Source organism: Mycobacterium sp. M26, assembly GCF_001494595.1.
Taxonomy (GTDB): Bacteria; Actinomycetota; Actinomycetes; order Mycobacteriales; family Mycobacteriaceae; genus Mycobacterium.
Genome location: NZ_LN929907.1, coordinates 348410 through 369334 on the forward strand (window position 1 = coordinate 348410; position 20925 = coordinate 369334).

15 protein-coding genes, 2 tRNA genes and 3 pseudogenes are annotated in these 20925 nt (G+C 67.4%); 4 read left to right on the forward strand and 16 right to left on the reverse strand.

Annotation, left to right across the window (positions count from 1 at the left end; genetic code table 11):
• Positions 1–25: 25 nt before the first annotated feature.
• Entirely contained in the window at positions 26–571 is a 546-nt protein-coding gene (locus BN3385_RS01750; RefSeq protein ID WP_156432493.1) for a peptidylprolyl isomerase, read from the reverse strand.
• Between the two features lie 58 nt (positions 572–629).
• Between BN3385_RS01750 and cwsA (BN3385_RS28820) the strand changes: the two are divergent.
• From cwsA (BN3385_RS28820) to BN3385_RS01760, 3 genes and pseudogenes are all read left to right on the forward strand, one after another.
• Positions 630–1034, forward strand: a pseudogene (cwsA, locus tag BN3385_RS28820) (cell wall synthesis protein CwsA); the annotation flags it as partial.
• A pseudogene (gene cwsA / locus BN3385_RS29280) lies at positions 1030–1212 on the forward strand (cell wall synthesis protein CwsA); the annotation flags it as partial. The pseudogenes cwsA (BN3385_RS28820) and cwsA (BN3385_RS29280), both read left to right, overlap by 5 nt.
• Positions 1213–1221: 9 nt before the next feature.
• A complete protein-coding gene (locus tag BN3385_RS01760) occupies positions 1222–2580 on the forward strand; it encodes an L-serine ammonia-lyase (RefSeq protein WP_059014506.1) in 1359 nt (452 codons plus the stop codon).
• A 2-nt stretch (positions 2581–2582) separates the two neighbouring features.
• Here BN3385_RS01760 and BN3385_RS01765 read toward each other — a convergent pair whose 3' ends face one another.
• From BN3385_RS01765 to BN3385_RS01800, 8 genes and pseudogenes are all read right to left on the reverse strand, one after another.
• Positions 2583–3977, reverse strand: coding sequence for an MCE family protein (locus tag BN3385_RS01765; RefSeq protein WP_059014507.1), 1395 nt, complete (start codon positions 3975–3977; stop codon positions 2583–2585).
• A 1-nt stretch (position 3978) separates the two neighbouring features.
• Positions 3979–5109 carry an MCE family protein gene (locus BN3385_RS01770; protein WP_059014509.1) on the reverse strand — a complete coding sequence of 377 codons (1131 nt, stop codon included), beginning with the start codon at positions 5107–5109 and terminating at the stop codon, positions 3979–3981.
• Positions 5106–6347 (reverse strand): MCE family protein, encoded by a 1242-nt coding sequence (locus BN3385_RS01775; RefSeq protein WP_059014511.1) that lies wholly within the window; start codon positions 6345–6347, stop codon positions 5106–5108. Before BN3385_RS01775 ends, BN3385_RS01770 begins: the two co-directional genes overlap by 4 nt.
• Positions 6344–7573, reverse strand: coding sequence for an MCE family protein (locus BN3385_RS01780; protein ID WP_082690358.1), 1230 nt, complete (start codon positions 7571–7573; stop codon positions 6344–6346). The genes BN3385_RS01775 and BN3385_RS01780 overlap by 4 nt, the downstream gene beginning before the upstream one ends.
• Entirely contained in the window at positions 7570–8598 is a 1029-nt protein-coding gene (locus tag BN3385_RS01785) for an MCE family protein (RefSeq protein ID WP_059014515.1), read from the reverse strand. The genes BN3385_RS01780 and BN3385_RS01785 overlap by 4 nt, the downstream gene beginning before the upstream one ends.
• Positions 8599–9199: 601 nt before the next feature.
• Positions 9200–10165 (reverse strand): annotated as a pseudogene (locus BN3385_RS29285) (MCE family protein); the annotation flags it as partial.
• Positions 10166–10169: 4 nt separating this feature from the next.
• Positions 10170–10988 carry an ABC transporter permease gene (locus tag BN3385_RS01795; RefSeq protein ID WP_059014517.1) on the reverse strand — a complete coding sequence of 273 codons (819 nt, stop codon included), beginning with the start codon at positions 10986–10988 and terminating at the stop codon, positions 10170–10172.
• Entirely contained in the window at positions 10985–11752 is a 768-nt protein-coding gene (locus BN3385_RS01800; RefSeq protein ID WP_059014520.1) for an MlaE family ABC transporter permease, read from the reverse strand. Before BN3385_RS01800 ends, BN3385_RS01795 begins: the two co-directional genes overlap by 4 nt.
• A 201-nt stretch (positions 11753–11953) precedes the next feature.
• Here BN3385_RS01800 and BN3385_RS01805 point away from each other — a divergent pair, with 201 nt between their 5' ends.
• A complete protein-coding gene (locus tag BN3385_RS01805) occupies positions 11954–13066 on the forward strand; it encodes an alpha/beta hydrolase fold domain-containing protein (RefSeq protein ID WP_059014522.1) in 1113 nt (370 codons plus the stop codon).
• A gap of 4 nt (positions 13067–13070) precedes the next feature.
• On the opposite strand, the gene BN3385_RS01810 is transcribed toward BN3385_RS01805, so the two are convergent.
• From BN3385_RS01810 to recF, 7 genes are all read right to left on the reverse strand, one after another.
• Positions 13071–13143, reverse strand: a tRNA-Ala gene (locus BN3385_RS01810).
• Positions 13144–13274: 131 nt separating this feature from the next.
• Positions 13275–13348, reverse strand: a tRNA-Ile gene (locus BN3385_RS01815).
• Positions 13349–13435: 87 nt separating this feature from the next.
• Positions 13436–14365, reverse strand: a complete 930-nt coding sequence (locus BN3385_RS01820; RefSeq protein WP_059016277.1) for a DUF3566 domain-containing protein — start codon at positions 14363–14365, stop codon at positions 13436–13438.
• A 32-nt stretch (positions 14366–14397) separates the two neighbouring features.
• Positions 14398–16941, reverse strand: a complete 2544-nt coding sequence (gene gyrA / locus BN3385_RS01825) for a DNA gyrase subunit A (protein ID WP_059014524.1) — start codon at positions 16939–16941, stop codon at positions 14398–14400.
• Between the two features lie 26 nt (positions 16942–16967).
• Positions 16968–18983, reverse strand: coding sequence for a DNA topoisomerase (ATP-hydrolyzing) subunit B (gene gyrB, locus BN3385_RS01830; protein ID WP_059014526.1), 2016 nt, complete (start codon positions 18981–18983; stop codon positions 16968–16970).
• Positions 18984–19206: 223 nt separating this feature from the next.
• Positions 19207–19779, reverse strand: coding sequence for a DUF721 family protein (locus tag BN3385_RS01835; protein WP_059014528.1), 573 nt, complete (start codon positions 19777–19779; stop codon positions 19207–19209).
• The gene (gene recF, locus BN3385_RS01840; RefSeq protein ID WP_059014530.1) at positions 19776–20924 is read right to left on the reverse strand and encodes a DNA replication/repair protein RecF; all 1149 of its coding nucleotides are present in this window, start codon (positions 20922–20924) and stop codon (positions 19776–19778) included. The genes BN3385_RS01835 and recF overlap by 4 nt, the downstream gene beginning before the upstream one ends.
• Position 20925: the final 1 nt, after the last annotated feature.

Genomic DNA, 20925 nt, shown 5'->3' on the forward strand with positions numbered 1-20925 from the left:
CCGCTGTCTACCGCAGTCGCAACCGTCAGGAGATGGTGACGGACTCGATGACGACGGGCTCGGTGGGCCGGTCGTTGCGGTCGGTGGCCGTCGTGGCGATGGCGTCGACAACCTTCTGCGACTCAGGGTCGACGACCTCACCAAAGATGGTGTGCCGGCGGTTCAGGTGCGGGGTCTTGCCCACCGTGATGAAGAACTGCGAGCCGTTGGTGCCCGGCCCGGCGTTGGCCATCGCCAGCAGGTAGGGCTTGTCGAACTGCAGTTCACCGTGGAACTCGTCGGCGAACTTGTAGCCCGGGCCGCCACGGCCGGTGCCGGTCGGGTCGCCGCCCTGGATCATGAAGCCCTCGATGACCCGATGGAACACCGCGCCGTCGTAGAACGGTCCGGAGGTGCTGCCCGACGCGTTCTGCGTCGAGTACTCCTTGGTGCCCTGGGCCAGGCCGACGAAGTTGGCGACGGTCTTGGGGGCGTGGTTACCGAACAGGGCGATCTTGATGTCGCCGCGGTTGGTGTGCAGGGTCGCGGTCGCGGTTGCAATAGGGCTCGTCACGGATTCACAGTGTGCCACTAGCGCCCTGTGCCCCATCTCGCGGCTACCCGGTGCGGTGGTGTGGCAGTGTTGAACCATGGCGCGCAAGCACGAACCCAAGCTCACTTCCCAGCAGCGCCTGCGGCGCGGACTGCACTACTCCGCGGTGGGTCCGGTGGACGTCACGCGCGGCGTGGTCGGGGTGACGGTGCACTCCGCGGAGTCGGCCGCCGCCGGCATCCGGCGTCGCTACCGCAACACCCGCGCCGCGCGCGAGCAGTTGGCTCAGGAGGCGGCCGCCGTGAAGCAGGTGGTCGCCGAGTTGCCCGCCGCTCTGCAGGAAGCACGCACCGCGCCGCACCGCCGCCGGCGGCGTCTGCTGGTGTTCGGCGGTCTGGGCCTGGCGACGGTGGTCGGCGGGGCGGTGGCGTTCAGCATTGTGCGGCGCTCGCTGCAGCCCGAGCCGTCCGCGCTGCCGCCCAGCGGCGAGGGCGCCCCCCGCCGCTCTGCAGGAAGCACGCACCGCGCCGCACCGCCGCCGGCGGCGTCTGCTGGTGTTCGGCGGTCTGGGCCTGGCGACGGTGGTCGGCGGGGCGGTGGCGTTCAGCATTGTGCGGCGCTCGATGCAGCCCGAGCCGTCCGCGCTGCCGCCCAGCGTCGAGGTCGCCCCGAAGCCGTAGCGGGCACGCGTGGCCGTCAGCGTCTTCGACCTCTTCTCCATCGGGATCGGCCCGTCGAGTTCCCACACTGTGGGGCCGATGCGTGCCGCCGCCCGCTTCACCCGCCGGCTGGCTGAGCGGAGCCTGCTCGGTGCGGTGGACCGGATCCGGGTGCAGCTGTACGGATCACTCGGGGCCACCGGCACCGGACACGGAACCATCGGCGCGATCGTGCTCGGCCTCGGCGGTGCTGACCCGGAGACCGTCGATCCCACGGAGGTTGCCGACCGGGTGGATGCGGTGCGCAGCACCGGCCGGCTAGCCCTCGGTGGCGGCCGGACGATTGACTTCGATGTGGACTCCGACATCGCACTTCGGTTGGACCGCTTGGACTTTCACTCCAACGGGATGACGTTCGAGGCCTTCGGTGCCGACGGCGCGGTCCTCGAGCGGCGGATCTATTTCTCGATCGGTGGCGGGGCGGTTCTCGACGAGGACGAGGCGGTTGCGCCGGTAGCCGGTGACGCCGACGTGCCCTATCCGTTCACCACCGCCAGGGAATTGGTGGCGCTGGCCGTAGGCCACGGATGCACGATCGCGGAGCTGATGGCCGACAACGAACGCGCCCTGGGCCGGCACAACGATCTGCGTGGCGGTGTCCTGCGGATCTGGACGGCGATGCGCGACTGCGTGAGCGCCGGGCTGGCGCACAGTGGCGTGCTGCCGGGCGGCTTGAAGGTCAAACGCCGGGCCGAGCAGCTGGCGGCTCAGCTCGAGGCCAAGCCCGATGATCCGCTGTACGCGCTGGATTGGACGACGGTGTACGCGCTGGCGGTCAACGAGGAGAACGCTGCGGGCGGACGGGTGGTGACCGCTCCCACCAACGGCGCGGCCGGGGTGATTCCCGCTGTGCTGCACTACTATTCGCGCTTCGTGCCAGGCGCGTCGGACGACGGGGTGGTCGACTTCCTGCTGACCGCGGCCGCGATCGGTGTGCTGTTCAAGGCCAACGCGTCGATCTCGGGGGCCGAGGTGGGCTGCCAGGGCGAGGTCGGCTCGGCGTGCTCGATGGCGGCGGCCGGGCTGACGGCGGTGCTCGGTGGCACCCCGGCTCAGGTGGAGAACGCCGCCGAGATCGGTATCGAGCACAACCTGGGTTTGACGTGCGACCCAGTCGGTGGTCTGGTGCAGATTCCGTGCATCGAACGCAACGCGGTGGCCGCGGTCAAGGCGATCACCGCCGCCCGGATGGCGCTGCACGGCGACGGCACCCACTTCGTCAGCCTCGACACCGCGATCAAGACGATGCGCGACACCGGGGCCGACATGGCCGACAAGTACAAGGAGACCGCGCTCGGAGGGCTGGCCCTCAACGTGGTGGAGTGCTGAGATCAGTTGCCCGGCAGCAATATCGACTCCAGGTCGTGGGGCGCTGAGCCCGCAAGATCGTTTCGGGTGTACTGCCGACCGTCGGGTCCGAGGTAGGTGCCGGTCGCCGGGTCGTATTCGGCCGCGGCGATCGGCGGCTGTGGCACCGGCTGTCCGGACAGCGTCGCGTTAGGGTCGCCTTTCCAGTTGTAGCCGTCGTTGAGCGGCACATAGGTCTCGTCGCTCTCGCACATCGCGACCGTCGGTGCCCGCTTTCCCGGGCGGGTCAGACACGGGATGTTGCGCGCACCCCGCACCTCCAGCGGCGAGTCCTGCGGCACCCGGCAGTACAGGTCTCCCGCCGGGCGGTCTGGGTAGTCCTCGACCGCGGCGGCCCGCTGTTGTTGTGCGGGAAGGAAACCGGTCGTGCACGGCGGTGGCTGGTTGAGACTCAGGTTCAGACTGAGGTAGACCCCGCGATAGGGCTGCTGGGTGTCACGGTTGGCCAGCCCGATGGCTTGGGCGGTCGCCGCGGCCTGCGGGAGCAGCACCAGCAGCTGTTCGAGGGCCGGCTGATAGGTGACCGTCACCTGCGCCACACTGGCGAGGTTCGCGGCGATGACCGGGACGGTGGGGCGCACCCGATCGAGCAGCAGCCGCGCCTGCTGCAGGGCGGGACCACCTTGGATCAGCAGGTCCCGCACGGCACCATCGTTGTCAGCAAGCTGCGTGCTGATGGTGGCCAGGTGGTCGGTCCAGGCCTGGATCGCGGGAGCGGAGTCTATCTGGGCGTTGAGAATCGGTGGGGACTGGTCGATCAGGGTGAGCAAGGGGTCCAGATTCTTGCGCGCCCCAGCAGCGAGTTCGCCGCTGCCGGTGACGATCCGGGAGAGTTCCGGGCCCAGGCCACCGACGGCGATGTAGGACTCGTCGACGACCGTCTTGAGATCGTCGTGCGGAATCGCCTTGAGGCCAGTGTTGACGGCGTCAAGCACTGAGTCGAAATCCGGTGGGACCGTGGTGCGATCGACGGGAACCACATCACCGTTGCTCAGCGGAGCCGAGTCGCGGCGCGGCAGCAACGCGATGTACTGCTCACCCACCGCGGACTGACTGTGCACCTGGGCGTCGAGGTCCGAGGGTATGTCGATGCCTGATCTCAGCGACAACACGGCCGCCACCCCGGTATCGGTCAGACGGACATCGCTGATCCGGCCGACCTCGGCGCCGCGGTAGGTCACGTTGCCACCGGGATAGATGCCTGCCGAGCGCGGCAGCTCGACCGTGACCTGGTAGCGGCCGATGCCGAACATGGCCGGGAGTCTGATGTACCCGAAGACCATCGCCGCGGCGAAGATCGCGGTGACGATGGCGAACAGCACCAGCTGAATTCGGATGCGCAGGCTCAGAGGCGGCATATCAGCGCCCCTGGTCCCAGTGATACGGCGCCACCAGGGGATTGCCTGCGGTGTAGGGGCTCGGCAGCTGACCGATGGTGCGTCCCCACTGCATCTCGAGTTCGGTCAGGTTGCCCTCCCACCTGGTGCCGGTCAGGAATGAGGCATCCAGCCGGCTCAGCGTCAGGTCGATGACCGCGGTCAGGTTCGCGAAGTCGCCGCGCTGCCAGGTGCCGATGGTGTCGGTGGGGAAGGGGTAGGTGGCGAACAGTCCCAGCGCTCGCGTCAAGGCGGGTCCGGCATTGGCCAAAGCTTCCAGAACCGGCCCGAGCTCGCGCAATTCGGCCAGAAGTCCGTCCTTGGTCTGCCGGGTGGAGTCGGCGACCAGGGCACTGAATTTGCCCATCTGGTCGAGCGCGTCAACGAGCACGTCGCGTTGCTCGTCAATCACCCGCAGCGCGTCGGGGATGGTGTGCACTGCTTTGTCCAATACCGGCTTCTGGTCGGCGAACTGGCCGGCCAGTGCATTGAGGCTCTCGGCGGTGGCGATGATGTCGGCGGACTGCTCGTTGGCGATGCGGGTGAACGTGTCGAGCTGTGTGATCAGATTGCGTAGATCCTGTTCGCGGCCTGCAAGGGCCGTGCTCAACGACTGGGTGATGTCCTGGACCTGACCGATCCCACCGCCGTTGAGCAATAACGACACCGCGGCCAGGACCTGCTCGCTGGACGGATAGGTGCTCGCCGACGACAGCGGGATCACCGCCCCGGCCTGCAATCGGCCTTGCGGGGCCACCCCGGTCGGTGGTGCCAGTTCGACGTGCAGCGAGCCGAGCAGACCACTTTGGCCGACGGTGGCCGTCGCGTTGCCGGGCAGCGACACGTCACCGTCGATGCTCATGGTGAGAAGGGCATGCCAGCCCTGCCGCTCGATCCTGGTGACCGTGCCGACGGTGACATCACCCACCTGGACCCGCGAATTCGGTTCGATGGTGCGCACATCCGGCAGTTGCGCCTGAATGGTGAACGCGCCCGGGCCGCGCCCGGCAGTACCTGGCAGCGGCAGCGAGTTCAGGCCACGCCATCCGCAGGCCGGGACGACGGCGATCACCACTGTCAGTGCGCCGGCGAGCACCGGCCGACGGGCCGTCATGGCGTCTGCTCCGCGGGCAGCATCATGCCGGGTAAGCCGGTGGCCGGGTCGGTCGGTTGCGGGGGAACGTAGTCGGGTCGCATCCAGTCCTCGCTGTAGGTCACCTCGTTGGGCCGCGCTGCGGCACCGACGATGAGGTTCTCGCTCAGCGGCGGGAAGTTGTACTGCCGGTTCTTGACGATGGGCGCCAGATACTGGACACACAACTTGGCCGACTGGTCAGCGCCCAGCCGCGACGCGGCTTGAATGGCCCCGCACAGGAACGTGATCGGGTCGGCGAAGTTGTTGAACGCGTAGGCACCGCCCATGGTGGCCTGTGCCGGCTGATAGGTGTTCATGAGGTTCTGCAGCGCGTTGGGTGCGACATGCAGGGCTTGCTTGATGTCATCCAGGCTGGCGGTCAACGTCGTTGACACCGAGGCGAGGCTGTCGGCGGTGGTGCCCAGCGCGTCACGGTTGTCGGACACGAACGTGCGGATATCACCGACGACAGCATCCAGTGCGACGACAGCGTCGCCCACTTCGTCGGGATCGTTGGTGAGCAGGTCGGTAGCGGCAGCGAGGTTGGTGTTGAGTTGGCGCATCGCATCACCGCTGTCCTTCAACGCCGACACCACGAGAGAGAGGTTCGCCACGGTGCCGAACAGGTCGTCACTGTGGTCACCGAGGATCGACATCGCCTGGGAGAGTTTGAGGATGGTTGTCCTGAGCGTCGGTCCCTGCCCGCGCAGCGCCTCGGCGGCGGTATGCACGACAGAACCCAGCGCGCTGGTCCCGTCGGGCTGATCTGGTCGCAGGAGCTCACTGATGCGCTCGAGCTGGGTGCGCAGGTCGTCCCATTCCACCGGGACCGCGGTGCGCTCCCGTGGAATCACCGCTCCGCTGAGCATCTGTGGCCCGCCGGTGTAGGCGGGGGTCAGCTGAATGACGCGGGCGGTGACGATGGCCGGGGAGAGAATCACCGCCTTGGCGTCAGCGGGGACCGGATGCTGTCCGTCGAACCAGAAGGTGATCTTCACCCGGTCCGGTTGGGGTTCAATGCGGTCGATCTTGCCGACCGGGACACCGAGGATGCGCACCTCGTCACCGACGAAAATGCCGTTGCTGTTGGCGAAGTAGCCGACGACCGTTCGCCGATGGGAAGTGTCTGCAGTGTGGACGAGGAGGATGCCGGCGGCCATCACCAGCAGCGCGAGGATGCCGGCCAGGCCGGTGCGAGCCCAGGTGCGCGTGATCATCGGTCACCTTCGTCGATGGCTGGCGGCCCCGGCGGCGGACCACCGAGTGGTGGAACGGGCTCGGGTTCCCGGTAGGGGTAGCGCGGATCACCGGGGTTCCCGGTGATGGCGTCGGGCAGAGTCAGCCGCGGCTCCCCGCCCTGGCCGGTGCGGGGGAACGGTACGGGTAGCGGTGGGGTGCCGGGCTGCCCGGCCTGCGGGTCGGTAAGCCGGTCGGGCGTCAGGACGGTGGGATCCACTCCGAGGTCGGAGAACGCGGCGTCGACGAAGGGTTGGATGAACTGGCCGGGGAGCAGGTTGGCGATGTAGAACTTGAAGAACGGGCCTGCTGCCATCGACTCGCCCAGGGACAGGGCGTACTGGTTGAAACCCTTGATGGCGAGGGCAATCCGGTCCCTGCGTACCTCGAGGATCGACAGGACCTGGTTGAGCTTGTCGAGGGCGGGTCGCAGAGTCTGGCGGTTCTCGGCGATGACGGCTTTGATCTGCCGGCTCAGCGCGGCAATGGTGCCGGCGATGTGGTCGAGGGCATCGCTTTGGGTGCGCAGGTCGGTGAGTAGTGCGTTGCTGTCGGTGAGCATCGTGACGATGGTGTCGCTGCGCTCGGCAAGCACCGTCGTCAGCGAGTGGGCGTCGGTGAGGAGTTGACGCAGTTGGGTGTCGCGGCCGTCCACGGTCGCAACGAAGCGGGACACCCCCTGCAGTGCAGCGTCGAGAGCTGTTGGAGTCTGGGCGAACTCGTCGGCCAGGGTCTTCCAGGAGTCGGCCAGCCGCGTGGTGTCCAACCCGCTGATGGTGGTGGTCAGGTCACCGAGGGCATCGGGGAGTTGATAGGGCGAGGTCGTGCGTTCCAGCGGGATGGGACCGGACAGCGATCCCTGGCCGCGTGGAGTCAGTTCGAGGATCTTGGCGCCGAGAATGCTTTTCGTCTTGATTGCCGCTTCGGTGTCCGCCCCGAGCCGGATGTTCTTGTCGACCTCGAAGGTCACCCGCACCCGCGCGCCGTCCAGGTCGATGCTGTCGACCTTGCCCGACTCGTAGCCCGAGACGCGCACGGCAGCACCGGTGAGCAGTCCACCCGCTTCGGCGAAGTAGGCCGAGTAGTGCCGGTTGGAGTTGACGAACGGCAACTTGCCGTAGTTGAGCGCACCGAGGACAACCGCGACGGTAGCCACGATGCCTACCACCGCGACGGTGATGGGATTGCGTTCGGCGAAGGTCTTCATCGCGGCGTGCACCTCCCGGTGTCCTGGCCCGCGATCTTGACGTAAACCGGCTGTCCGCCTTTTCCATTCATCTTGAGGATGAGGTCGCACAGATAGAAGCTGAAGAAGTCCCCGTAGAGTCCCTGGCGGTTGATCATCCGGTAGGCGTCGGGCAGGGTGTCGAGGAAACGATCGAAGTAGTCCCGGTCGGCGAGGACCGCCGCAGCCGTGCGGTCCGCCTCATTGACGATCGTGGCCAGCGGAGCGCGGCCCTGACCCAGCAGGTCGGCGACGGATGCGGCTGCTTCGTTGGCGTAGGCGAGGCCGTTGCGCAGGGTCTGCCTGCGGTCGGCTAGGGTCGCCAGCGCGGATGCCAGTGAGTCGACGGTGTTAGCGAACTGGTTACTCTGGCTGCCCAGGGTGCCGGCAACGGTCTCGAGGTTGGTGATGACGTTGCCGACGAGCTCATCCCGGTCAGCCAGTGTGTTGGTGAGCGCTGCGGTCTGGGTCAGGAACGTGGTGATCGTCGAGCCTTCGCCCTGAAGAGCCTCGACCAGTTGGCCTGAGAGTGCATTGACCTGTTGGGGATCCAGCGCGTGGAACAGTGGGCGGAAGCCGCCGAGTAGGGCGTCGAGATCGAGTGCCGGTGCGGTGCGCTGCAAGGGGATGGTGGCGCCAGGTTGAAGCGGACGGGTGCCGCCCGCTCCTTCCTCCAGGGCCAGGTAGCGCTCGCCGATCAGGTTGCGGAACCGGATCACCGCCCTGCTGCCCTCGGTCAGGATGACGGTCTCATCGGTGCCGAAGTCGACCAAAGCCACGCCGTCGTCCCGGATTCTGATGTCCTTGACCTTGCCGACCTCGACGCCGGCGATCCTGACGAAGTTGCCACGCTCCAGCCCGGATACGGTGTGGAACTCTGCGGTGTAGACCTTTTCGGCGGCGAAGCGCAGTTGGGCGAAGATCGCCAGCATGGCCATCAGCCCCAGCGCGCAAATCGTGAGAAACACACCAACGCGCCAGATCGCCCCGCCCACATTCTCTTTCACGGTCAGCCTCGCTACGGTGCCGGTGTTGCCGCGTCGGGCAACGGTGGAGTCGGGGTGGGCTGTGATTGTGCGGGCGCCGGCACGACGAAGGGCTCCGAGCCCGGCGGGGGAGGGCCCGGCTCGCGGGCGGCACCGGGTGGCGGTGCCGGCGGAAGACCCGGCCACAGTGGCGTGCCGTCCGGTGCGTAGAGCGCGGCTCCGGGCCCGGCGGGGGAGGGCCCGGCTCGCGGGCGGCACCGGGTGGCGGTGCCGGCGGAAGACCCGGCCACAGTGGCGTGCCGTCCGGTGCGTAGAGCGCGGCGCCGTACGGCGGAGCACCCGGGTAGGGGATCGGCCCGGGCGCGGGCCCGCCCGGATAGCGGACGCTCGGCGGTTCAGGTACGCCGCGGGTGACCGGGAAGTAGTTGGCGTAGCCGGGGAACCCGATGCCCGGATTGGGCCGGATATCGAGGCCGGTTCCCCAGCCGGTGTTCGTGATCAGCTGGCGCACCGGCCAATTCGCGGCGACGTCGGGAAGGGAACCGCAGCCCGGGCTGCCGCCGGGGCCGCCCTTGGCGCCGATCACCGGGAGATTCTGTGGATAGCGGTAGGCGTCCGGGCCGAACAGCAGCGCGCTGTCGAGGATCAGAGACTTACCGTTGGCGCCGCCGGTGGCGTCGAGGTAGCCCTTGTCGAGGGCGATCTTGGCGCCCACCAGGGTGCAGGTGAAGGTCGGGGTGTAGGCGGCCAACAACCGGGCTGTCGACTCGAACAGGCCGACCGCTGCGGTGATGTTCGGCTGGCTCATTGCGAGCAACTCGATGCCACCGTCGGCGAGGCCGACGACGGAGGTCAACAGGTTATCGAGCGTCGCGGCGTTGTCGGCGACGCTGCGACTGGAGGTGGTGGCGGCGGCGAGTGCGGTCAGGATCCGCGGTGCGGCAACGCGATACGCATCGCTGATCGCCCGCACGGCCTGCCCATCGGCGCGCAACGTGTCGGCGCGTTTGTTCACCTCGGCAAGGACGGTGTCGGCGTCGGTGATGGTCTGCCCGATCAGCTCGCCGTGGCCGCCCAGGCCCTGTCCCAGAGCGGCCAGCACCGCCTGCAACTTGGCTGGGTCGACCTGCTTGAGGATGTCGGACAGGTCGCGGAACAAGGTGTTGATCTCGGTGCTGACGTTGTCGGTGTCGATGACATCGCCGGCCGCCAGTCGCTGCGGGCTGGGATCGGCGGGGTAGACGAGTTCGACGAACTTGGCGCTGAACAAGGTTCCGGCTCGAATCTTGGCGCCCACGTTCACCGGAAGGAAGTGCATCTGGTCGGGTTCGATATCCAGGGTCAGCTGTACCCGGGTGCCGTCGGCGCGGACGTCGGCCACCCGGCCGATCTGCACACCACGCAACTTGACCTTCGCTCCGCGGTCCATCACCAGACCGGCCCGATCCGCAGTCAGCGTCACCGGTGCATAAGTCCGCAGGGAGCCGGAGAACAAGGTGGTCGTCGCGGCGATCACCGCCGCGGTGGCGATGACGAACATCAATGTCCACCATCCCGGGTGCAGACCCTCTTCGCGCTCGTCGGTCATCGGGCTATCCGGACAGGTGGAAGTTGCCGGACTGCCCGTAGATGGACAGTGCGATCGCCAACAGCAGCAGGGTCAGCACGATCAGCGAGGTCCGCACCGAATGACCCACGGCCTCACCGACTCCCGCGGGCCCGCCGGTGGCGGTATAGCCGTAGTAGGTGTGCACCAGCATGACCGCGATGCCCATCAGCACCACGGTGAAGAACGACCAGAGCAGGTCGGTCGAGTTCAGGAACGTGTTGAAGTAGTGGTCGTAGACGCCCGTGCTCTGGCCGTAGAAGCCGGTGGTGCCGAACCGCGCAGCCAGAAATGCGCACACCATCGCCACGCAGTACAACGGAATCACCACCGTGACACCGGCAATCACGCGGGTGGACACCAGGTAGGCCACCGAGCGCACGGCCATCACCTCGAGTGCGTCGATCTCGTCGGCGATCCGCATCGCACCCAACTGTGCGGTGGCGCCCGCCCCGATGGTCGCCGCCAGCCCGATCCCCGCGACCGCCGGGGAGATGATGCGGACGTTGACGTAGGCCGAGATGAACCCGGTCATCGCCTCCACGCCGATCCCCGACAGTTCGTTGTAGCCCTGGACAGCGACGACCGCACCCGTCGTCAGGGTCATGAAGCCGACGACCGCGACCGTGCCCCCGATGAGCGCCAAAGCACCTGTACCCAAACTCATTTGGGCGATCAGGCGCATGATCTCCGTGCGGTAGCGGGTGACGGCGATGCCCATCTCTCGGATGGACCGGGCATTGAACTTGAGTTGGCTGCCGATCCGGTTCCAGCCGTGGGCGACGGCGCCGAGCGCGGTGGTCATCGGGCGCTCGTGTAGTAGACGGCCGTGGCGACGACGTTGATGACGAACAGCGCGACAAAGGAGTAGACGACGGTTTCGTTGACGGCGTTGCCGACACCTTGCGGCCCGCGGCGCACCGACATGCCCTTATAGCAGGCGATCAGCGCGGCAGCGGTGCCGAACAGGGCTCCTTTCACCAGGCCGAGGATGATGTCCGGCAGCCCGGTGAACAGCGTGAGCCCGGCAGCGAAAGCACCCGGGGTGACGTGCTGAACGAATACCGCGAAGGCGAACGACCCGCCCAGACCGACAAACGTCACCAGGGATACCAGCGAGACGGCAACCAGGGTGGCGGCCAGCACCCGGGGCACGACGAGGCGATGGATCGGGTCGACACCCATGACCCGTAGGGCGTCGAGTTCGTCGCGGATGGTGCGGGCGCCGAGGTCGGCGCACATGGCGGTGGCACCGGTGCCGGCGACGACGAGGACGGTCACGATGGGCCCGATCTCGGTGACCGATGCGCTGGCCGCACCGGTGCCGGAGAAGTCGGCCGCGCCGAACTCGTGCAGCAGCACATTGAGGGTGAAGACCACAAGCACGGTGAAGGGGATGGCCAGCAGCAGGGTTGGGACGAGGGCGACGCGGGCGATGAACCAGGTCTGCAGAAAGAATTCACGCCAGGCGAACGGGGGCTTGAACACTGCGACCAGCGTGTCGAGGGCCATCGCGTAGAAGCCGCCGACGGAACGGACCGGCTTGAGAACGTTGTCCGCCGACAGCATCGAGCCCCCCGCTCGTATGTGACGACTCCGTCAGTCGCCAGGTTTCAGGCTATGCAGCGCGACACGTCGGGGGAGGGGTACAAGGTCACCTATTTGCCGGGAGAAGGACGCGCGTAGCGGGCGAAATGGCCGCCGCGGCGCCGGCGAGCAGGCATTCTATGGGGCACACAGCGGATGTCGAAGGGTACGGGGAGTGATCGCATGGGTGTGCACTATTGGATTGGCACCGCGGCTGGCGTCGCGGTGCTCGGGCTTTCCGCCATGACCGGCTCCGCTATTGCTTCGGCGGACACCGATACCGGCACGGGGGCCGGGCCGAAGACCACCGCACACTCGGCGCGCACTGCGCCGTCGTCTGCCGGCCCCCGGGCAGCATCGGCGACGCGGTCCACCGCCCGTCCGGCCCGTGCGCTTGTGGCCGCCCCAGCCTCGTCCACCGCGGTCCGGTCGGCCACCGCAAGCGCGTCGGCGTCCCGGGTGACGGTGCGTTCTCTGCTCAACGATCTGGTGACCTGGGTGTCCCAGCAGATTCCGGTCGGTACACGAGTGAACGCCACGAAGTACACCGATGTCGCCTACGGTTCGGATCCGGCGCAGAAGCTGGACGTGTACGCACCGCCGCAGGCCGCAGATGCCCCCGTGATCGTCATGGTGCACGGCGGCGGGTGGGCCATCGGTGACAAGTCGCACCTGGGCGTCGTGCAGAACAAGGTGAACCACTACCTGCCGCAGGGCTACGTCTTCGTCTCGATCAACTATCCGATGCTCCCGGCCAACAAGCCTGACGTGCAGGCGGATTCGGTCGCGGCAGCCATCACCTACGTCCAGGCCCACGCCACCGAGTGGGGTGGGGATCCGACCAACGTGGTGGTGATGGGACATTCGGCAGGCGCTCACCTGGCGGCACTGGTGTCGGCCCAGAGTGACCGCTACCCCGACCTGCAGCCGTGGAAGGGCACCATCTCCCTGGACTCGGGGGCGCTGGACCTGGTGACGCTCATGCAGAACAACCGGCTGCCGCTCTACACCCGCGCCTTCGGCGACGATCCCGCGTATTGGGAGGCCATGTCACCGCTGGCGGCGCTGCATCAGGCGACCGAACCGATCCTGCTGGTGTGTTCGACGCAGCGGCGGCATTCCTGCGATGAGGCCTCGACGTTCGCCGACGCGGCGCGCGCGCTGGGCACCGACGTCACGCTGTTGCCGGAGAACCTGTCACACGGGCAGATCAACAAGAGCCTCGGCACCAAGGGCGCGTACACGGATGCGGTCGATCAGTTCATCCACGCCGTCACCGGCATGGGCACTGTGTGATTTGTGGAGCCTAGGAGATTCGAACTCCTGACATCTGCCTTGCAAAGGCAGCGCTCTACCAACTGAGCTAAGGCCCCGGGTCAGTCACGGTCGTCGAGGGTGTGCCAGATCTCGCCACGGCGCTTGCGGATCAGCACCGCGCCCGTCACCAGCACCGCCAGCAGTACTGCAATCCGCACGGACGCCCTTCCCGTTGACCAGGACATCGTGGGCCTAGGAGGACTCGAACCTCCGACCTCTTCGTTATCAGCGAAGCGCTCTAACCGCCTGAGCTATAGGCCCGTATTCACATACGACCGAGCGACGAGATTACCCCACCACCGGCACTGCACCCAAACCGCGTGGGGCTCGCGACGCAGCAGAGCGCGGCTAGTCCCGATCCGCCAGGGTGACTTCGATACCGCCGACGATGTCGGTGCTCAGGTTGTAGATGAATGCACCGACGGTGGCCATCGCTGTCAGCAGCACGATGTTCACCAAACCGATCAGCGCGGCACCGCCGAAGATTGTGCCGCTGGACACCAGCTCGCCGCCGCCGCCGCTGGTGGCGGTCAGCAGATCGCCGACATTGCTATTGAGCTTGCTCCACACACCCATGCCACCGAGCACCAGGTAGAGGAACGCCACGGCGATCATCCACACGAAGAACAACGCAACCGACAACAGCAGCGATACCTTCAGTGCGCTCCACGGGTCGATGTGCCGGATCTGCATACTGGCGCGCACCGGACCGCGAGAACGGTTGGCCGCCACCTGAATTCGCTGCATCGGGCTCGGCGCCTTCGCAGCCTGGGCCGGCTCGGCGGGCCGCTCGGGCTTACGGACCGGAACCGGCTTGGGCGGCGGGCCGGACAGGTCCGGCAGCTCACTGCCGTAGGCCTCCGGACGGGCCACCTCGGTGCGCTCGGCGCGCGTCTCCGGCCGCGGCGCCGGCGGCTCCGGCCGGACCGCGGGGGCCTCCGCCTCAGGACGCGGCTCGGGCCGCGGCGGCGGCGGGCCGCCCATGGTGGACAGGTCGGGCGCCGCGGTGCCGGTGATGAAGCGCGTCACCCGGTCCTCGATGCTGGGCGCGCCGGCCGGCGGTGCCGGACGCGGCTCGGGGCGCGGACCACCCTCGACGGGACGTTGCGGGGCCGCACCCTGGCGGGCCCTGGTCGCACCGCGCTGCCACGGCGGCACGTCGGCCGTCCCGCCGCCCTGGCCCGGCGCCGACCGGGGCACCGCCCGGTCTGCCGAGCCGTTCCCGTTGCCCGGGTTGTCCCCCGGTCCGGGCTGACCCGGCTCGTTGGGTGCGCTCACCACCAGCTCCTCACGTATTGCCCCCCGCCACGCTACGTCGCGTCGGTCTCGTGCTCGGATTCGGTCTCAGGGGCCACGGCCGTGTCGGCCGTGTCGTCCTGGTCCTCCTGCTCCTCGGCATTGCGGGCAATGGCTAATAGTGTGTCGCCCTCGCCCAGGTTCATCAAGCGAACGCCCTTGGTCTGGCGCCCGGCCTTGCGGACCTGCTTGGCTGCGGTGCGGATGACACCGCCGCCGGAGGTGATGGCGAAGACCTCGCTGTCCTCGTCGACCACCAGTGCGCCGACGAGGCTGCCGCGGCGCCGGTCGTACTGGATCGTCAGGATGCCCTTACCGCCACGGCCCTGCGCCGTGTACTCCTCGATCGCGGTGCGCTTGGCGTAGCCGCCGGCCGTCGCGACGAGCAGGTAGGTGCCTTCCCGGACCACGTTGAGTGACAGCAGCTTGTCGTCTTCGTTGAACCGCATGCCCTGCACACCGGAGGTGGCCCGGCCCATCGGCCGCAGTGCCTCGTCGGTGGCCGAGAACCGGATCGACTGGCCGTTGGCGCTGACCAGCAGCAGGTCCTCTTCGGCCGAGCACAGCACCGCGCCGACCAGTTCATCGCCGTCGCGCAGGTTGATCGCGACGATGCCGCCGGAACGGTTGGAGTCGAAGTCCTCCAGCTTGGACTTCTTCACCAGGCCATTGCGGGTGGCCAGCACCAGGTACGGGGCATCCGCGTAGCTCTTGATCTGGATGACCTGGGCGATGCGCTCCTCGGGCTGGAACGCCAGCAGGTTGGCCACGTGCTGGCCGCGCGCATTGCGCTGTGCCTCGGGCAGGTCGTAGGCCTTGGCCCGGTACACCCGGCCCTGCGTGGTGAAGAACAGGATCCAGTCATGCGTCGAGCACACGAAGAAGTGCCGCACGATGTCGTCCTGCTTGAGCGCCGCGCCCTGCACGCCCTTACCGCCGCGCTTCTGGCTGCGATAGAGGTCGGTCTTGGTGCGCTTGGCATACCCGGTCTCGGTGATCGTGACGACCACGTCCTCGCGGGCGATCAGGTCCTCGTCGGACACCTCGCCGTCGGCGGCGACGATCCGGGTGCGCCGGTCATCGCCGTGCTTGTCGACGATCTCCTTGAGCTCGTCGCGCACGATGGCGCGCTGGCGCTCCGGCTTGGCCAGGATGTCCTCGAGGTCGGCGATCTCGGCTTCGATCTTGGCCAGGTCGTCGATGATCCGCTGACGTTCCAGGGCGGCGAGCCGGCGCAGCTGCATGTCGAGGATGGCCTGGGCCTGGATCTCATCGATGTCGAGCAACTCGATCAGGCCGGCACGGGCGATGTCGACGGTCTGCGAGGCCCGGATCAGGGCGATGACCTCGTCGAGGGCATCCAGCGCCTTGACCAGACCGCGCAGGATGTGGGCCCGCTCATTGGCTTTACGCAACCGGTAGGTGGTGCGCCGGACGATGACGTCCAACTGGTGGTTGACGTAGTAGCGGATCATCTGGTCGATGCGCAGCGTGCGCGGCACCCCGTCGACGATCGAGAGCATGTTGGCGCCGAAGCTGGTCTGCAGCTGGGTGTGCTTGTAGAGGTTGTTCAGCACGACCTTGGCCACGGCGTCGCGCTTGATCTCCACGACGATGCGCAGACCGACCCGGTCACTGGACTGGTCCTCGATGTTGGAGATGCCGGCGAGCTTGCCGTCGCGGACCTGTTCGGCGATCGAGGTGATGAAGTTGTCGTGGTTGACCTGGTAGGGCAGCTCGGTGATGACGATGCCGGTGCGCCCGCGAGCGTCCTCTTCGATCTCGACGACGCCGCGCATCCGGATCGAGCCGCGCCCGGTCCGGTAGGCATCCTGGATGCCCTGGTTGCCGACGATGAGTCCGGAAGTGGGGAAGTCCGGGCCCTTGACCCGCTCCATGACCGCCTCGAGGGTGACTTCCTCGTCGGCGTCGTGGTTCTCCAGGCACCAGTAGACGGCCTCGGCCAGCTCGCGCAGGTTGTGCGGCGGAATGTTGGTGGCCATACCGACGGCGATACCGCCGGAGCCGTTGGCCAGCAGGTTGGGGAACCGGCTCGGCAGAACCGTCGGCTCCTGCACCCGGCCGTCGTAGTTCGGGATGAAATCGACTGTCTCCTCGTCGATTTCACGCAGCATCTCCATCGCGAGCGGGGTCAGCCGCGCTTCGGTGTACCGCATGGCGGCTGGCGGGTCGTTACCCGGCGAGCCGAAGTTGCCCTGGCCGTCGACCAGCGGGTAGCGCAGTGACCACGGCTGGGCCATTCGGACCAGGGTGTCGTAAATCGAGGCGTCACCGTGCGGGTGGTAGTTACCCATCGTTTCGGCAACGGAGCGTGCGGATTTCGCGTGGCTGCGATCCGGGCGGAACCCGGAGTCGTACATCGCGTACAGGACGCGGCGGTGCACCGGCTTGAGACCGTCGCGGACCTCCGGCAGCGCACGCCCGACGATCACGCTCATCGCGTAGTCGATGTAGCTGCGCTGCATCTCCTGCTGGATGTCGACCGGTTCGATGCGGTCTCCGGCGGCGTCGCCCGGCGGCAACGTGGTGTCAGTCATGTGATCCTTCTGTCCCTATACGGGGGTTAAACATCCAGGAAGCGAACGTCTTTGGCGTTGCGGGTGATGAAGCTGCGGCGTGCCTCGACGTCCTCGCCCATCAGGATGGAGAACAGTTCGTCGGCGGCCGCGGCATCATCGAGGGTGACCTGGCGCAGCACCCGGACCGACGGGTCCATCGTGGTCTCCCACAGTTCCTTGGCGTTCATCTCGCCCAGACCCTTGTAGCGCTGGATGCCGTCGTCGGTGTTGATCTTCTTGCCCGCCTTGCGTCCTGCCTCGAGCAGGCCGTCGCGCTCACGGTCGGAATAGGCGAACTCATGCTCGGAGCGCTGCCACTTCAGCTTGTAGAGCGGCGGCTGGGCCAGGAACACGTGGCCGGCCTCGATCAGCGGCTTCATGAAGCGGAACAGCAGGGTCAGCAGCAGCGTCGAAATGTGTTGTCCGTCAACGTCTGCGTCGGCCATGAGCACGATCTTGTGGTAGCGCAGCTTCTCGATGTCGAACTCGTCGTGGATGCCGGTGCCCAGCGCGGTGATGATGGCCTGGACTTCAGTGTTCTTCAGCACCCGGTCGATTCGGGCCTTCTCGACGTTGATGATCTTGCCGCGCAGCGGCAGAATCGCCTGGAACATCGAGTCGCGACCACTCTTGGCGGAGCCACCCGCCGAGTCGCCCTCCACCACATACAGTTCGGATTTGCTCGGATCGGTGGAGCGGCAGTCGGCCAGCTTGCCGGGCAGACCACCGATATCGGTTGCGCTCTTGCGCCGCACCAACTCTCGCGCCTTGCGGGCGGCGATGCGGGCCTGGGCGGAGGACACCGCCTTGTTGACGACCGTCTTGGCTTCGGTCGGGTTGGCCTCGAACCAGTGCGTCAGTTGCTCGTTGCAGATGCGCTGTACGAACGACTTGACCTCGGTGTTGCCGAGCTTGGTCTTGGTCTGACCCTCGAACTGCGGCTGGGACACCTTCACCGAGATCACCGCCGCCAACCCCTCGCGGATATCGTCACCGGTGAGGTTGGCGTCCTTCTCCTTGAGGAGCTTCTTGTCCTTGGCGTACTTGTTCACCACGGTGGTCAGCGCCGCACGGAAGCCCTCTTCGTGGGTGCCGCCCTCATGGGTGTTGATGGTGTTGGCGAAGGTGTGCACCGACTCGGAGTAGCCGGCGTTCCACTGCATCGCGATCTCGACCTCGTGGCCCTCACCCTTGCCGTCGAAGTCGATGACGCTCGGCTGGATCGGCTGCTTGGTGCGGTTGATGTGCTTGACGAAATCGACGAGACCGCCGGGGTAGTGGAACACCCGGTGTTTGACCTTCTGCGGGGCGGCGGCCTGCTCAGCCGCCTTCTCCTCAGCGGATTTCGGTGCCTCGGCGGTGTCGCTGACCACCTCGTCGACCACCTCGTCGGCGGTAACCCGCTCGTCGGTGAGTTCGATGGTCAGGCCCTTGTTCAGGAACGCCATCTCCTGCAGCCGGCGGGCGATGGTCTCGAAGTCGTAGGTGGTGGTTTCGAAGATGTCCGGGTCGGCCCAGAACCGGATGGTGGTGCCGGTCTTCTTGGTCTTCTCGCCCTGGCGCAGCGTGCCCGGCACCGACTTGTCGTAGGTCTGGAACCACTCGTAGCCGTCGGTGCACACGTCGGCCTCGAGCCGGGTGGACAGGGCGTTGACCACCGAGACGCCGACGCCGTGCAGACCGCCGGAGACCTGGTAGGCGCCCTCTTCGAACTTGCCGCCGGCGTGCAGCACGGTCATGACGACGTCGATGGTGGGGGCACCGGTGGAGTGCATGGCGACCGGGATACCGCGGCCGTCATCGCTGACCTGAACGCTTCCGTCGGCGAGGAGGCGGACGTCGACCTTGGTCGCGAAACCGGCCATGGCCTCGTCGACCGAGTTGTCCACGACCTCCCAGACCAGATGGTGCAGGCCTCGTTCGCCGGTCGAGCCGATATACATACCCGGTCGCTTGCGGACCGCCTCGAGCCCTTCGAGGACTTTGATGGATTCGGCACCGTACTGTTCGTTGGCAGCCACTAGCGGAACGCTCTCCTTGGGGTTCGCACGCGCGCGATCGGCACACCGCGCGCAGGTCTTGACTCAGTCTACCGTCAAGGGCTGACCGCACTGATTCTGTAGCGGCGTTTCTGCACACCTAGTTGCGCCGTGCGCGGAATTTCTCGGATCGGCATACGTGATGACGCTTGACACGCCAGTCGGTCATCTCCAAGCGGCTGTCAGCCGACTGTGGTAGGGAACGTCACCCGTACGTGTCGCGGGGGCCCCGCCCGGAGATGTGCAGCGGGCCCTTTCGCCACGACGGGGCGACCGGACCGGTGATTTTCAGGCTGGTCACCACCCCGTCGCCGACGGCCGCGGCGATCTTGGCCAGCAGTTGCGCCTGAACCATCCGCAGCTGGGTGGCCCAGGCCGTGGATTCCGCGGAAACACTGAGGACGCCCTCCCGCAATGCGGTGGGCTGCGCGTGCTCGGCAATCTGTTCGCCGACGACGGTGGCCCACTGGGCGAACACCGCGCCTTCGGCGACCCGCGGCGACCAGCCGCGGCTCTTGGCGAGATCGCGGGTTGCGGCACCCAGCAGTTGCGGATCCCGTTTGTCCGGGCCCGGCCCCGACCAGCTGCGCCGGTTTCCAGTCCGGGGAGTCGCGCGACGGCGCGACGGGGACCGTCCCCCGCGACCCACCTCTTTACCCTGACTGCGCGCAGCGCCGCGCGCCTCTTCCAGAGCGCGCCGCACCAGATCCATCCCGGCCAGCCCACTGAGGTGCTCCGGTGGGCCGACGGCCTCGGACTCGTCGTCGGGATCGCTCACGACACCACCTCCGACATCCGGCCGTTGTCGCCGTCGATCAGGGAGATCCCGATCCGGCGGGCATCCCAGTCCTCGGGGATGTCCTCGCCGACGGCGGCGGTCACCAGCACCTGCTCGGCATTGGCGGCCACCCCGGCCAGCGCGCGACGGCGGGCGTTGTCCAGTTCGGCAAAGACGTCGTCCAGGATCAGTACCGGTTCACTGCCTTCGGTCCGGAGCAGTTCGTAGGCGGCCAACCGCAACGCCAATGCCATCGACCAGGATTCACCGTGGCTGGCGAAACCCTTGGCCGGCTGGTCACCTAGGCGCAACTCCAGATCGTCGCGGTGCGGGCCGACCAAACACATCCCGCGTTCCAGTTCGGCATCACGGCGCCGGGCCAGCCCGGCCAGCAGCGCGGCCTCCAGGAACTCGCGGTCCTCGCCGTCGTCACCGGACAGCTCGACGCTACTGCGGTAGCTGATCGACGCCGGTCGCGACGCCGGTGCCAGCAATTGGTAGGCCTTCTCCACTTCGGGCGCCAGCAGATTGATCAGCTCGATGCGCGCCGCCATCAGCTCCGCGCCGTGCGCAGCCAGGTGACCGTCCCAGACATCGAGGGTGTCCAGCACACTGCGGTCGCCCCGGAACCGTGCTCCCGCAGCGGATTTCAGTAGTGCAGTGCGCTGCTTGAGCACTTTGTCGTAGTCGGCGCGGATCCCGGCGATGCGGGGACGACGCACTGCGGCGAGTTCGTCGAGGTAGCGCCGGCGTTCACCCGGATCGCCACGAACCAGCGCCAGGTCCTCGGGGGCGAACAGCACCGCGCGCACCGCACCCAGCACCTCACGGGTACTGCGCACCGGTGACCGGTTCAGCCGCGCCTTGTTGGCGCGACCCGCCGCGATCTCGATATCGACCGCCAGTTCACGGCCCTCGTTGACGACGATTGTCGAGACCACCGCGCGCTCGGCACCGGCCCGGATCAGCGGTGCGTCGGTGGCCACCCGATGTGATCCGAGGGTTGCGCAATACCACAGTGCCTCAACAAGATTCGTCTTGCCGAAGCCGTTGGACCCGACGAACACCGTGCGGCCCGGAGTCAATTCCAGGTCGACGTGTGCCCACGACCGGAAGTCGCGCAACGTCAGGTGCCGAACGAACATC